The sequence below is a fragment of the Anatilimnocola aquadivae genome, from assembly GCF_049819085.1.
Taxonomy (GTDB): domain Bacteria; phylum Planctomycetota; class Planctomycetia; order Pirellulales; family Pirellulaceae; genus Anatilimnocola.
This window is the reverse complement of sequence record NZ_CP187419.1, coordinates 102,708-116,897: the sequence shown is the minus strand read 5'-3', so window position 1 is coordinate 116,897 and position 14,190 is coordinate 102,708. Positions and strand designations below refer to the sequence as shown.

Below are 14,190 nucleotides of genomic sequence, written 5' to 3'. Positions count from 1 at the left end.
GGAGAATCGAGTTCATGTCTGCAACCATCGTCCTGGCTGGCGGCTGTTTCTGGTGTACCGAAGCGGCCTTTGAGCAACTCGCTGGCGTCAGTGACGTCACCAGCGGCTATGCCGGCGGAGCCAAGGAAACGGCAAACTACAAAGCAGTGTGCACCGGCAAGACCGGACACGCCGAAGTGATCCGCATCACCTACGATCCACAGGTCATCTCGCTCGGCACCCTGCTGAGCGTGTTCTACGACGCGCACGATCCCACGACGCTCAATCGCCAGGGAGCCGACCAAGGGACGCAATATCGCTCGGCCATCTTTTATGCCGACGAGACGCAAAAGCAAGCGGCCCAGCAGAAGATCAAAGAACTGACCGATAGGCAGGCCTTTCCTTCGCCGATCGTCACCACGCTGGAACCGCTCGTCGAGTTCTTCCCCGCCGAAGACTACCACCAAGGCTACGCTCAGCTAAATCCCGACCAGCCTTACATCCAGGGGGTCTCGATTCCCAAGGTCTGTAAAGTCCGCGCCAAGTACGCCAACCTGATCGACCGCTCGTAGATCTGCGCGTTGACCCAGCCGGTTCCCCATCCGATACTACCCGCGTCTCTTGCTCCTTCGATCGCTCGGGTAATCTCATGACAGGCGAAGCTCTCCCCTCCGCGCTGACGATTCGTTCGCGCGTTCTTGTCTCAGTGGCCATTGCTCTTTTGCTGCTGATCGGCGGCCAGGCAATCCACGCCCAAGACAAGCCGCCAAATGTGCTGCTGATCGTCGCTGACGATCTCGGTTACTCCGATCTTGGCTGCTATGGTTCCGAAATCGCCACGCCGAATCTCGATGGTTTGGCCAAGAGCGGCGCGAAGTTCTCGCAGTTCTACAACACGGCCCGCTGCTGGCCGACGCGATCGGCATTGCTCACCGGTTACTATGCGCAGGCCATTCGCCGCGACAGTATTCCGGGCGTGAAGAGCGGCGGCCAAGGAACGCGCCCCAAGTGGGCCAAGCTGTTGCCCGAGATGCTGCGGCAGAAGAACTATCGCAACTATCACAGCGGCAAGTGGCACATCGACGGCAAGCCGCTGGCCAACGGCTTCGACCATTCGTACGAACTGGGTGGTGGTAGCCAGAGCAACTACTTCAAAGTGGGTACCGTCACCGAAGACGAGAAGCAGGTGCCGCCGCACGACAACTACTACTCGACGGTGGCCGTCGCCGATCATGCGGTGCGCTGTCTGAAGGAGCACGAAGAGAAATTCGCCGACCGCCCCTTCTTTCACTATCTCTGCTTCACCGCGCCGCACTTTCCGCTGCATGCCCTGCCGGAAGACATCGCCCGCTATCGCGAAATGTACCAAGTAGGCTGGGATGCAATCCAAAAAGCCCGTTACGCCCGGCAGAAGGAAATGAAGCTCGTCACGTGCGACCTCGCGCCGATGGAGCGTGAGGTGGGCCCGCCCTACGCCTTTCCCGAGGCCATCGAAAAGTTTGGTCAGGGTGAAGTCAATCGCCCGCTGCCTTGGAACGAACTCAACAAAGTTCAGCAGGAATTTCAAGCTGAGAAAATGGCCATTCACGCGGCGATGGTCGATCGCATGGATCAAGAAATCGGTAAGGTTCTCGCGCAACTGAAGGCGATGAAGCAATTCGAGAACACCGTCATTCTGTTCCTATCCGACAACGGCGCGAGTGCCGAGATGATGGTCCGCGGCGATGGCCACGATCCCACCGCGCCGCTCGGTTCCGCGGCGACGTATCCTTGCCTCGGTCCAGGTTGGTCGAGCAGTTCGAATACGCCGTTTCGCCGTCACAAGACCTGGGTGCACGAAGGTGGGATCGCGACCCCCTTCATCATGCACGGCCCCGGCCTCAAGGGAGACGGCGTTAAGAGTAACGGAGCGCTGGTTCATCAGCCCGGGCACGTCATCGATATCGTGCCGACGATCCTCGAAATCGCCCAAGTTGAATCAGCCAAGGTGCAAGATGGCCAGCCTGTACCACCGCGGCCAGGCAAACTAGTCGGCAATGACGCGCACCGAGCGCTGTGGTTTTTGCACGAAGAAAACCGCGCGATCCGCGTAGGCGACTGGAAACTCGTGGCACTCAAGGGCCAGCCTTGGGAACTGTACGACTTGTCGAAAGATCGCAGCGAGCAACACAACCTGGCGGAGAAGCATCCAGACAAGGTGAAGGAGTTGGAAGCAGCCTGGCAGAAGCAGTTTGACGAGAATCGGGCCCTCGCCCTCAAGGATGCCACACCCGAAGACCTGCGCGAGACGCCGAAGAAGAAGAAGGGCAAGAAGCAATGAATCGCCTCTCCACGCTCCTTTCGATTGTGCTTCTGACGGCAGCTCTGTTGGTACACGCGGCGGACGAGAAGCCCGCGCGCCAGCCGAACATCATTTACATCCTCTGCGACGATCTGGGCTACGGCGATGTGCAGTGCCTGAACCCACAGGGCAAGATTGCCACGCCGCACGTCGATGCACTCGCTAAGGCAGGCATGATCTTCACCGATGCCCATAGTGGCTCGGCGGTTTGCACGCCAACGCGCTACGGAGTCATGACCGGCCGCTACGCCTGGCGCACCAAGTTGCAAAAGGGTGTGCTCGGCGGACTGAGTCCCTCGCTGATTGCGCCGGACCGCCTGACGGTGGCCGATCTGCTGAAGAAGCACGGGTACCGCACGGCCTGCGTGGGGAAGTGGCACCTGGGACTCGATTGGGCCAAGAAGCCGGGCAAGGATGTGAATGCGCTGAACATCGAATCGGCACAGCAAGTGAACAACGTCGACTACGCGCAGCCATTCGGTGGTGGCCCGCTCGCAGCCGGCTTTGATGAGTATTTTGGCATCAGCGCATCGCTCGACATGGTCCCGTACACGTTCCTGAAGAACGATCGGGTCACGGTGTTGCCGACCGTCGAGAAATCGTTTCCGATGATGCTCGGCCGCACCGGCGGACAAACTCGCAAGGGCCCCGCTGCACCCGAGTTCGAGGCCGAACAAGTCTTGCCGGAGCTCACGAAGGAGGCGATTGCCTTCATCGAGCGGCAAGCCAAAGACGCTCGCAACGGCAAGCCCTTCTTCCTCTACTTGCCGCTGGCTTCGCCGCACACGCCCATCGTCGCGACAAAAGAATGGCAGGGAAAAAGTGGTCTCAATCCCTACGCCGATTTTGTGATGCAAACCGATCACTCCGTTGGGAAGATCCTCAAAGCGCTCGACGAGCAAAAGCTGACCGACGACACACTCGTCATTTTCACCAGCGACAATGGCTGTTCGCCACAAGCGAAGTTCGAAGAGTTGAAAGAGAAAGGTCACAACCCCAGCTATGTCTTTCGCGGCACCAAGGCCGACATCTTCGAAGGTGGGCACCGCGTCCCCTTCATCGTCCGCTGGCCGGGACAAGTTCCCGCCGGCAAGACATCGGACCAGATCACCTGCCTCACCGATCTGCTGGCAACGGCGGCGGATATTGTTGGTGAAAAACTTCCCGCGAATGCCGGCGAGGACAGTGTGAGCATGCTGTCGGCGTTTAAGGGAACGGCCACCGAGCCAATTCGCGAAGCAATCGTGCATCACTCCATCAACGGTTCGTTCGCCATTCGCCAAGGGAAGTACAAGTTGGAAGTCTGCCGCGGTTCTGGCGGTTGGAGCGAACCGAAGCCGGGCACCAAGGCCGAAACCGACCTGCCGGTGATTCAGCTCTACGACTTGTCCGCGGATATTGGCGAGCAGCAGAACCTGCAAGCTGAAAAATCGTCGAAGGTGGGCGAGCTAACCAATCTGCTGAATCGTTATATCCAGCGCGGACGCAGCACCGCCGGCGCGTCTCAACAGAACGACGTGAAAATCCCCCTCGTGAAGTGAAGCCAATCCTGCGGACACTGGCTGCCGCATCGCTCTTTCGCCCCTGCACGGTTTGAGTGATAATAAGCTCTCGCTCCGCCAGAGCATGTCCCCCGGGAACACGCCGCTCCCTGCTTGCTCGCGCGAGGCGGTTCCCCTGCAAGGTGCCAGACCATGCAAGCTCTTGGACGTCGTCGTTTTCTTGCCGCCAGTTCGGCAACTGCTCTCGCACTCACTGCCTCGGGTTCAGCAACTGCCCAGCAACCGGCTACCGAACGTGCCAGCGAATCGCTGACCACTGACACCCAGCGGGCCGTCGATCGTGGGCTCACCTGGTTGGCCAAGCGGCAAATCGGCTCGGGCACGCACAAAGGTGCGTTCGGCCAAAGCGGCTATCAAGGTGGCGTGGCGGTCTGCAGCTTGAGCGGGCTGGCCTTCATGTGCAGCGGTAGTGCCCCGGGCCAAGGACCGTTCGGCAAGAACATCGACCGCTGTGCCGAGTTCATGTGTACCTGCGTCGGCGATACGGGGTATATCTCGCAGCCTAACTTTGGCCAAGACAATATGTATGGCCACGGCTTCGGCACGCTCTTTCTGTCCGAATACTACGGCATGTCCGATCGGCCCGATCTGGATGCCACCGTGGGCGAAAAATTACGCAAGGCGGTCAAGCTGACCTGTGAATGTCAGAACGATGCCGGTGGTTGGCGATATGAGCCTCGCAAGAGCGACGCCGATCTGTCGATCACCATTTGCAACATCATGGGTCTGCGAGCCGCTCGCGATGCCGGCATTCACGTGCCGGACCCAGTACGAAGCAAGTGCATCGACTACGTGAAGAAAAGCCAGAACAGTGACGGTGGCTTTCGCTACCAGATTTCGAGCGGCGGTGGCAGCACCTTTCCGCTCACCGCGGCCGGCGTAGTGTCGCTCTATAGCGCAGGCATTTACGACGGCGAGCAAGTCGAAAAGGCGCTGGCCTATCTGATGCGGTACATGCCCGGCAGTGGCTCGAGCAATACGGGCTATTTCTTTTATGGCCACTACTATGCTGTGCAGGCCATGTGGCATGCCGGCGGCTCTCACTGGGCCAAGTGGTATCCGGCGATTCGCGAAGTGCTGCTGAAAAAGCAAGCCGGCGACGGCAGTTGGGCCGACAGCGAAGTCTGCCCCGAGTTCGGCACCGCCATGGCCTGCATCATCCTGCAGATGCCCAACAACTTCCTGCCAATCTTCACGCCCTAAAGAACCGTCTCGCTCCACGAGAGGAAAAGTGTGGTCATCTCGCTCCGCCGAGATGATTTGCGAGGCGGAACTGCGTTCGTCCACTTGTTGCCGGCCTACGCTACTCGATCTTCGTGGCCTTCAGATGGTAGAAGACGTTGCCCACGCCAAGCTCATTGTCGGGGTATTCAGAGGCGGTGAACTCGCCCGAGAGTTTGATCCGGCGCATGGCGTACTTCACCTTGTAACGCGGATCGGTCACTTTCACTTCGATCATATGCGTCGGCTTCGTTTTATCGCCGAAGCAACATTCGCCCAGGTCGGGAACCAGGATGAAGTGGTCGACCTTGCCCATCTGGGCAATGAACTTGTGCGTGTAGCCCTTGACGAACACCTTTTTGCCGTTGAGTTCGAGAGCGCTCGACGGAATTGGTTGGCCGGGCTCGTTCACGAAGTCAGGCTGCAGTTGGCTGAACGACAAACGGACGTGATCTTCCGGCAGTTCCGTCAGGTAGATGTACGTGTGCATCGTTACGGCGCTGACGAAGATGAGGCCGCTGAGAACCGTGCCAACAAGGGCCACACTGCGGCCCGTGTACTCTTGCGGATAGCGGCGGATCGATTGCAGCGCAATCAGGCCCATGACCACTCCGGCCACGGCGACGACCACCATGGGTTCGAAGAGGTATCCCAGGAGTGAAATAACCGCCAGCACCACCGAAATGACCGCACTCCGGCTCAGCGCGCGGTAGGGCATCGCTTCGGCTTCATCGCCATAAGTGGGCGACATGTAAGGCATTGTGCTCGAACTCATAACCGCACCCAAACAACATGCTGCAGCTGCAAACCGTCTGATTTAACCCAACCCGCGGAGCACGCACCACTGGACGAAGAACAGGGCGACACCAATACCCCATGGTACGCCGAGCAGCAGCCAGCGGTTCGGCGGATCGACCGGATTTTGGCGAATTGCCGCCGCGGGCGGTGCTCCCTTGTTCACGACCGAAGCGGTTTCTTCCCCTTGCTCGGCCTTGGCTACTTCCTGCTCGTCGGCTGGCGGAACCGGCACTTCGAACGAGGCGGTAGCCGTTTCGCTGGCGTCTGCAGCACGGTCGGGAATCGAGGTGGCCTTCTTTGGGTCCGGAGCAGCAGGGGCCGGATCGCCAGGGAAGAAGGTATTGGCCCGCTTCACCGAGGCAGGGTCAATCTTCTCGCATTCTTTGAGCAAGTCTTTGGCCTTGGCCAGCGGACACTTGCGCAGGTAGTTGATCACGGGCACGCGGACCCAGGTACTCTTCTCGTCGGCATTCTTGAACAGGTCGAAGAGCTGATCCATGGCGGACCAATCTTCCCAGTTGGCCAGATCCGGAATGACCAGGTCGGCCAGTTCGGGACGATCGAGCATGTACTTGAAGCCGGTAAGCAGGCGTTCCTTCTTTATGACGCCCCCTTCGGTACCATGAAACCGCAGGGCCATGATGGCTGAGTAGGTGTCGGCGTAGTCCGATTTTTTGTTCTTCAGATACAAGTCTTCGACCAGTTCCATGCCGGTCTCACCTTTGAGCGTGAGATAGCAGGCAATCAAGGCATCGAGGCCGGACTTGGCTTTGCGATCGCTCGACTTCATCGCCGTGGCGAGCATCGGCAGATCCTTCTCATTGCCGCAAACACCGAGCATTACCAGGTAGAGGCGACGACGACTGGCGGGGATATCAGCATTTTGAATCCACGACACGAGTTGGTCGTGGTTCATGTGCGGCTTCAGGTCCTTGATGGTCGAGTACGGTGCCTTGGCGAATTCATCGTAGGCATCGCGGGCGAGCATCTCGTCGCTGTCTTCCAGGTAGTTCTGAAAGAACATGTAGCGTTCGTTGCCATCCTTCGGCAGCTTCGTGATCTTGCCGAGATACTCCTTGGCGCGAGGCGAAAGGAGGAGCGGGGTCGACCACATCACCTTGGGAGGATCGATGCCCATGATCAAAAACGTCGCTCCCGGCTTGCCATCGCCGAAGTAGATCGTTTCGATGATGTCGCCGATCTTCACGCCACTGTCGGTGGACAGGTTCTTCTCTTTCGCTACTGCCTCCGGATTGGCTGGGTCGGAAACCGGATCGGCTTTCGCGCTGCCGAGCGGGCTGTTCTTCGAGCCTTTGATGAGTTCGACGATTTCGAACTTGGCTTTGGCGACTTCGTCGTTGTTGTCGGTGACCGGTGGCAAGTTCACCAGCTTGGCAATGGCGACGACATCCATTGTGGCCATTTCTTCGGAGAAGGTCTGAGCCGTGGCACTGCAGAAGGGGCACGCGACAACGATTGAGCGGGTCAGCGGCAGGATCACCAGCAGGCTGGCGAGCAAACCCACGGCAAACAGTGGGCTGGTAAAGCGTGCCTTCAGGTCATTCATCACGAAAGTCCTCACCGCAAACACAAGACATCCCCGGGCCTTGCAGACCGCAGGCCGAGAATCCATCTACTCTACCTGATTCTAGGCAAATTCCCAGGTCGAAGCTACTGGAACGTGCCAAACTGCTAGCGGGGACCAGCCCGATTTTGCGGGTTAAGGCAGGCAGTTTCGAGCAGCGGCGTGAGGAGTGAAGTGACAAGCAGTTGTCGCTGCCTCACAATAATCGGCCGCTCGGCACAAATATCCGGTGGATTTCTTGAGCTGCTACGTGCGTCCCCTGCGGACAGCATCGATCTTGGCAACAGCGGCCAGCAACGCTTGACGAACTTGGCCGTCGGTTTGGCATGCTTGAACGAACACCTCCAGAAACTGAGTGATCTTCAGAGCGGTCTCGACGAATGCAATGAATTCGATAGGCTCCATTTCAACTGAACACGACGCTGAGTCGCGGATAGTTGAACGGACCTGGAAACAGCGGCTCGATGCGACGATTCCATTCCAACTCTTTGGCAATGAGTTCCGTCGTCCCCGCCCCCTTCACTGTCACCACGAAGAACGGAAACTCCGGCATTTCGGGGTCGACGAGCACTTCGATCGAAGGCTCATTGTCGAACATCTCGCGAGCGAGGCGTAGCGATTCGGCGATGGCTTCTTCACTGACGAGTTCCAACTGCGATTGATTGCCGGCGTGCTCTTGCCGTTGCTGGCGAAGCTGAGCGAGTTCTAATTCAAGCGCGGCGTTCTTCGCTTTTTGCAGTGCCAGTTCGTGCGCAAACTCACTCGGCCAGTTAGAAGTGTTGGGGGATTGCGCACTGCTCATATTTGGAGATCCTGCCAAGCAAATAGTCGTGCTTCCGGCTTATCTCGACAGCCAACCGCAATCAAACTTGCGAGCTGGCCAAAGAATGCTTGCCGCGTAACTCATTGTTTTTGCGGTGCCGAATCTGCTTCGTCGGTTCGCTTTTCGGGAGAAGTGGTCTCGCTCGAAGGACGAAGCCGGTTGTCGAACTCTGGTTCCGCAGGTGGTCTTGATCTGCTGTGGAGATACTTGACTTGCAGAGTCCGCACGGTGGGAACAAACAACAGCAACAACACACCGATTACGATCGCAATCGTGCAGCCTGAAGTCTTCTGCTTACGAGCCGGAAAAATCGCAGTCTTGGGAAGCAAATCCCGGATGAGGCCCTTGTCCTCGTTCGTTTCAAGTGGCGACTCATACGGATTCGGTTCCATCGGCCATCTCCCGCAGGCTACTTCTTTCGCGAGACTCGCTTGCCCAGCGCGGCAGCGACTGCTTGGAATTCTTTGCGCAGCTTGTCGTATTCGGTGATGGTCTTCGGGCCGGGGGCTTTTACATAGTTCATCACAATGTCTTCGGCGGCGAGGAACTCGGTGGCGACATCGGCAATCTCCCCAGCGATTTCGAGCGGAATGCTGGTGACGCCGTTGGCATCACCGTGCAGCAAATCACCTTGATTGACCATCAGCCCGCCGACGCGCACCGGCAAGCCAAGGTGGAGCATGTGGCAGTAGCCATGCGAGCAAATCGACGAGCCGGTGAAGACCGAGTACTTCAGGGCTTTCACTTGTTCCAAGTCGCGACCTGCGCCGTTGGTGATGAGGCCCGCTGATCCGAAGGCCTGATAGGTCGAGCACATCACTTCGCCGAACACAGCGGCGGCCGGTGGATCGTCGAGGTCTTGAAACACGACCATCGCCGGGCCGGGCAGAGCGGCGAACTGTTCCAACTGCTTCTGCAGGCCGCCGTAAGCATCGCCGCCCTTGGGCGGAGCGTCGCTGCGAAACGCCGCCGTGCAGGCGTAGCCAATCACCGGCGGAAACTCGGGGAAGTTGCATTTCACGCGGCCGTCCATGTAACCCCGATTGCGCGGGATCACATCGAACAGCTCGATCACGTTACAGATCGTCGGCGTATCGAACTTGGTCAGCTTGTTGAGCGCTTCGGCGGATAGCATGGCAGGACCTTTTTTTAGTTTGTAGTTTGTAGTTTGTAGTTCGAAGTTGAAGAGAGAAGTAGTTGTCTTTCACTGCGAACTTCAAACTTCGAACTCGAAACTCGGTTTACTCGGGGTACAGTTGCGTCGACAAATATCGCTCGCCCAGGTCAGGCAGGACGACGACGATCAGCTTGCCGGCGTTCTCGGGACGCTTGGCCACTTGAATCGCGGCCCAGGCAGCGGCGCCGCAGCTGATGCCGCAGAAGATGCCTTCGAGGGTCGACAACTTACGCGCGGTCTCGGCGGCGTCTTCGTCCTTTACCTGCACCACTTCGTCGATGATGTTCACATTGAGCACGCCGGGGATGAACCCCGCGCCGATGCCTTGAATGGTGTGGCGGCCAGGCTGCAATGGCTTTCCTTCTCGCTTTTGCGTGATCACCGGGCTGTTGGCCGGCTCAACCGCGATCGCCTTGAAGCTGGGCTTGCGCGACTTGAGCACTTCCGAGACGCCCGTGATGGTTCCGCCGGTACCAACGCCCGAGACGAGAAAGTCGACCTGACCGTCGGTATCTCGCCAGATCTCTTCAGCCGTTGTCTGGCGATGAACTTCAGGATTCGCCGGGTTGTTGAATTGCTGCGGCACGAAGTACTTGTTCGGGTCGCTCTTGGCGATCTCTTCCGCACGACGAACCGCGCCGGGCATTCCTTCGGCGGCGGGCGTGAGAATGATTTCGGCACCCAGCGCCTTCAGCAGGCGGCGACGTTCCACCGTCATGCTCTCGGGCATGGTCACGGCCAGCTTGTAACCGCGAGCAGCACAGACGTAAGCGAGGCCAATGCCGGTATTACCGCTGGTGGGTTCGATGATGACCGTGTGCGGCTTGATCTTGCCGTCGCGCTCGGCGGCGTCGATCATGGCCCGGGCGATCCGGTCCTTGACGCTCCAGAGCGGGTTCATGTTCTCGATCTTCCCCGCCACCGTAGCTACGCAGCCTGCGGTGATCCGCCGCAGTTGCACGAGCGGCGTATTGCCAATGCACTGGGTGATATCCGTCTTGATCCCTGCGGGAAGATTCGCCATTTCCGAGCCTCCGAAAATATCTACTGCCGAGCTGCGATGGCCGCGGCCCAGCGATGCTTTTGGCACTACCACCGAAGTGGGCGAGTATAGCAAAGCGGGCGAAACGGGGCTACGCGACGAGGTGCTCGCGAGTCTACTCCCGCTCCTCTTCCGGCTGCTGATCCGTCTGGGAGTGACTGGTTTTGGGCACGCCGATGCGCTGCGCTTGATAGATGCTCGAGCGTCCGCTGAGGAAATAGGCCAGAAAGCAAGCAACCGCGGCGTAGATGACGAAACCAGAACTCAAGAGGGCGCCATTGCCAGGCGCAAAGAGTTCGATAGCCATGATGGTGCAGGCGAGGGGCGTGTTGGTCGCGCCGGCGAAGACGGCGACAAAGCCCAGTCCTGCCATCAGATCGACTGGCGCGCCGAGCAACACCCCAAGCACATTCCCCAGGGCGGCACCGATGAAGAAGAGGGGAGTCACCTCGCCCCCTTTGAAGCCGCTGCCGACAGTGACTGCCGTGAAGAGCAGTTTCCACGACCAACTGAACCAACCTGCGCCGCCAATCAGAAAGCAGGATTGAATGGTGACGGCCGTGGGATCGTTTGGATTGGCTGCGACGCCAAGTCCCAGATAGTCTCGTTCGCCGAGCAACCAGACCAGCAGAATCACCACACAACCACCGACCGCGGGACGCAGCCAAGGGAGAGCAATGGCTTGCTTGGAGGCCCAGCTGATGGCATGGGTCAACTCGGCAAACAGGACGCTGGCGAGACCGAAGAAGATGGCGGCAATCGCGACCTTGCCGGTCAGGAGCCAATCGAGCGTGGTGCCCGCCGACACGCTGGTAATCTGATCGGTCACCACAATGTGATAGTGCGTGTGGCCAATTCCCCAGGCGGAATTGGCCTGATCGCCGACGATGCTCGCGATCAAGCAAGGAATCAAGGCTTGGTAGCTCATGCGGCCGATCGCGAGAACTTCCAGGGCAAAGACGGCACCCGTGAGCGGCGTGCCAAACACCGCGCCAAAGCCCGCCGCCACGCCGGACATCAACAGGATTCGCACGTCCTCTGGGCCGAGTTGCAGCCAGCGTCCCAGCGTTCCCGCCAGGCTGCCGCCCATTTGCACGGCTGTCCCTTCGCGACCTGCCGAGCCTCCGCAGAGATGAGTGATGAGTGTACCGATCAAGACCAGCGGAGCCATGCGAGCCGGGACGCCGCCACCCGGCTCATGAATCTGCTCCATGATCAAGTTGTTGCCCCCTTCGGCGGTGCGTCCCAACCAGTGATACAGCAACCCCGAGACCAAGCCAGCGACGGGCAGCAAATAGAGGAGCCACGGATGCTGCCATTGCAGGCGAGTTACTTCGTCGAGCGACCACAGAAAGAATGCGACCGCCGAGCCGACCACGATCCCCAGCGGCAAGTTAATCGCCAGCCACTTCAGCACAAACACGGTTAAGTGCAGGTGCTCGCGGTAGTCCCAGCGAAACGGCATGGCGAAGTCTCCTGGTGATGCGAGAGTCTCCTTGAACGCGAAGCGTCTGCGGCAACCTGGCTGCAGGAACTCGGGTCCGCAGGAACTCCCAGGGCGACGATCGCCCGGTCTCAACGGGCGCTGATGGTACCTTTCGCCTCGCTGCCTGACAACGGCGAACGCGTGGCGAAGAAACAGACCGGCGACTATCATCGCGACATCCGTTTTGTGCGAAGCTGCTCGCGAGGTAACCGTGCCACCACCGCTCGTTTTGATCCTGGCCGTCGGTCTGACGAAAAAGCTGCTGCCCGGTGCGCGCAGGCTGAGTGAGATCGCGGCGAAAGGTTGGACTCGCGAATTGGCGGAGATTGTGCCGGCAGTCACGTGCTCGGCGCAGGCGACAATTCTGACGGGCAAGCAGCCTGAAGTGCATGGCGTGGTTGGCAATGGCTGGCTGTTTCGCGACACGCAGGAAGTGCGGTTCTGGCAGCAATCGAACAGCCTGATTCAAGCGGAGCCGCTGTATGCGACGGCCCGCAAAGCGTCCGCAGCTCGCGGCGAGAAGTTTCGCGCGGCCAAACTCTTCTGGCAGTTCAATCAAGGCTCCGATTGCGAAATCAGCGTCACGCCAAAGCCTTACTACGGCGCCGATGGCAGCAAAGCGTTCGGCATCACGGGCACGCCGAATGGACTCAGCGATCGACTAGAGAAGAAGCTTGGCAGCTTTCCGTTCCCGGCATTTTGGGGACCGATGGCCGGCTTGCCGAGCAGTGCTTGGATCGCTCAGGCCGCCGCCGAAGTGTTGACGAGTGAGCGACCCGACCTGTCGCTCGTCTATTTGCCGCACCTCGACTACGACCCTCAGCGATATGGTCCCTCGGGCAGCGATATGCCCCGGCTGGTGAGCGAACTTGACGATGCCTGCGAGCCGCTGCTCGATGCCGCGAGGAACGTCGGCGCACGCGTGTGGATCGTCAGTGAGTATGGTCTCGTCGACGTAAAGCAGCCCGTGCTCATTAATCGCAAACTGCGCGAAGCGGGCCTGCTCACGGTTCGCCCCGGTCCCTTTGGCGAGATTCTCGAAACCTTCGTCAGCAGAGCATTCGCCGTGGTCGATCATCAGGTGGCCCACGTCTATGTGAAGCATGTCGCCGATTTGCAGCGGACTCGCGAGCTGGTGGCGGCCATCCCCGGCGTCGCGCAGGTCTACGTGGGAGAAGAGCGGAGCCAGATCGGGCTGAATCACGCGCGGGCCGGCGACATTGTCGCACTTGCCAATTCGGATGCCTGGTTCGCCTATCCCTTCTGGCTCGACGATCGTCACGCTCCCGACTACGCGCCGACAATCGACATCCATCGCAAGCCCGGCTACGACCCGTGCGAGATGCTGTTTAACCCCAAGCTCATGTGGCCCAAAGGCCGGGCTGCCCTGCGACTCGCGCAGAAGAAACTTGGCTTCCGTTCGCTCTTCGATATCGTCCCGCTCGACCCCACGCTCATTCGCGGCAGCCACGGCTTGCCCACCGTCGATCACCGACCAATCCTCATTGGCGATGGACCAGCGCCGGGAGAGAATTTGGCGCTAACCGGCGTGAGGGATTTGGTGCTAGGCGCACTCGCAGCAGCGGGCTAGCGATTAGCTCAGCAAGCCATCGTATTCAGCGTGCGTGCCAATCCAGACCCACATAAAATCATCATCTTCTTCTACCGCGAGGGCACGATAGTGCAGACCGACTCTTACTGACCAGAATTTATGGATCTTCTTGAAGTGCAGTGAAGGGTGTCGAGGATCCCGGCGCAGCAACTCATAGCAGCGATCTGCGAGTTGCTGAATCTCCACCGGCAGGTCGCGGTAGCACGCCCAAAAACGTGGTGTTGCTCGGTGCGTCATCGATCGGTCAATCGTCCGGCACTGCGATCACCTCGCGCTTCTTCGATGAGCCAATCCAAGCGCCCCTCTGCGGAATCTGCTTCGATTTGCCGGTCCCATTCCGCTGCATCAAATTCGGTGAACCAGGCCCGGAATGCAGCGCGTTGCTCGGGCGACAATCGCTGCACGGCAGCTTCAATTTCTTCGACGGTGCTCATCACAAAAGGATAATACATGCGGGCTCTTGCGGCAACTTTCGAATACCTACGTACCAACCCGGCTGTTATACCACACCCGCTTGCCGGCTCGCGCGTATAATAAGTTGGTGATGGATCTCATACAGCCAGG

At 59.3% G+C, this 14,190-nt stretch carries 14 protein-coding genes; 5 read left to right on the top strand and 9 right to left on the bottom strand.

Features of this window, described 5'->3' with window-relative positions; all coding sequences use genetic code 11:
• Nucleotides 1–14 precede the first annotated feature (14 nt).
• From msrA to NA78x_RS00430, 4 genes are all read left to right on the top strand, one after another.
• Nucleotides 15–551, top strand: a complete 537-nt coding sequence (gene msrA, locus NA78x_RS00445; RefSeq protein ID WP_425616443.1) for a peptide-methionine (S)-S-oxide reductase MsrA — start codon at nt 15–17, stop codon at nt 549–551.
• A gap of 77 nt (nt 552–628) precedes the next feature.
• Entirely contained in the window at nt 629–2,299 is a 1,671-nt protein-coding gene (locus NA78x_RS00440) for an arylsulfatase (RefSeq protein ID WP_425616442.1), read from the top strand.
• Nucleotides 2,296–3,861, top strand: a complete 1,566-nt coding sequence (locus tag NA78x_RS00435) for a sulfatase family protein (protein WP_425616441.1) — start codon at nt 2,296–2,298, stop codon at nt 3,859–3,861. The genes NA78x_RS00440 and NA78x_RS00435 overlap by 4 nt, the downstream gene beginning before the upstream one ends.
• Before the next feature lie 153 nt (nt 3,862–4,014).
• A complete protein-coding gene (locus NA78x_RS00430) occupies nt 4,015–5,085 on the top strand; it encodes a prenyltransferase/squalene oxidase repeat-containing protein (RefSeq protein WP_425616440.1) in 1,071 nt (356 codons plus the stop codon).
• A gap of 100 nt (nt 5,086–5,185) precedes the next feature.
• Here the strand turns inward: NA78x_RS00430 and NA78x_RS00425 are convergent, their stop codons facing one another.
• The 7 genes from NA78x_RS00425 to NA78x_RS00395 all read right to left on the bottom strand — a co-directional run bounded on the left by NA78x_RS00425 (nt 5,186) and on the right by NA78x_RS00395 (nt 11,993).
• Complete coding sequence (locus NA78x_RS00425) at nt 5,186–5,854, bottom strand: DUF4190 domain-containing protein (protein WP_425616439.1); 669 nt, start codon at nt 5,852–5,854, stop codon at nt 5,186–5,188.
• Between the two features lie 66 nt (nt 5,855–5,920).
• Nucleotides 5,921–7,468 (bottom strand): hypothetical protein, encoded by a 1,548-nt coding sequence (locus NA78x_RS00420; RefSeq protein ID WP_425616438.1) that lies wholly within the window; start codon nt 7,466–7,468, stop codon nt 5,921–5,923.
• Nucleotides 7,469–7,892: 424 nt separating this feature from the next.
• Nucleotides 7,893–8,288 carry a hypothetical protein gene (locus NA78x_RS00415; RefSeq protein WP_425616437.1) on the bottom strand — a complete coding sequence of 132 codons (396 nt, stop codon included), beginning with the start codon at nt 8,286–8,288 and terminating at the stop codon, nt 7,893–7,895.
• A 101-nt stretch (nt 8,289–8,389) separates the two neighbouring features.
• A complete protein-coding gene (locus NA78x_RS00410; RefSeq protein WP_425616436.1) occupies nt 8,390–8,701 on the bottom strand; it encodes a hypothetical protein in 312 nt (103 codons plus the stop codon).
• A 17-nt stretch (nt 8,702–8,718) separates the two neighbouring features.
• Nucleotides 8,719–9,444, bottom strand: a complete 726-nt coding sequence (locus NA78x_RS00405) for an RraA family protein (RefSeq protein ID WP_425616435.1) — start codon at nt 9,442–9,444, stop codon at nt 8,719–8,721.
• Nucleotides 9,445–9,550: 106 nt separating this feature from the next.
• Nucleotides 9,551–10,510: a cysteine synthase A gene (gene cysK, locus NA78x_RS00400; RefSeq protein WP_425616434.1), complete on the bottom strand. Its 960-nt coding sequence runs from the start codon at nt 10,508–10,510 to the stop codon at nt 9,551–9,553.
• Between the two features lie 133 nt (nt 10,511–10,643).
• A complete protein-coding gene (locus NA78x_RS00395) occupies nt 10,644–11,993 on the bottom strand; it encodes a voltage-gated chloride channel family protein (protein ID WP_425616433.1) in 1,350 nt (449 codons plus the stop codon).
• Between the two features lie 232 nt (nt 11,994–12,225).
• On the opposite strand from NA78x_RS00395, the gene NA78x_RS00390 reads away from it, so the two are divergent.
• Nucleotides 12,226–13,605, top strand: coding sequence for an alkaline phosphatase family protein (locus tag NA78x_RS00390; protein ID WP_425616432.1), 1,380 nt, complete (start codon nt 12,226–12,228; stop codon nt 13,603–13,605).
• A gap of 3 nt (nt 13,606–13,608) precedes the next feature.
• Here NA78x_RS00390 and NA78x_RS00385 read toward each other — a convergent pair whose 3' ends face one another.
• Together NA78x_RS00385 and NA78x_RS00380 are read right to left on the bottom strand one after the other, a co-directional pair.
• The gene (locus tag NA78x_RS00385; RefSeq protein WP_425616431.1) at nt 13,609–13,863 is read right to left on the bottom strand and encodes a hypothetical protein; all 255 of its coding nucleotides are present in this window, start codon (nt 13,861–13,863) and stop codon (nt 13,609–13,611) included.
• Complete coding sequence (locus NA78x_RS00380) at nt 13,860–14,078, bottom strand: hypothetical protein (protein WP_425616430.1); 219 nt, start codon at nt 14,076–14,078, stop codon at nt 13,860–13,862. The genes NA78x_RS00385 and NA78x_RS00380 overlap by 4 nt, the downstream gene beginning before the upstream one ends.
• Between the last annotated feature and the right edge of the window lie 112 nt (nt 14,079–14,190).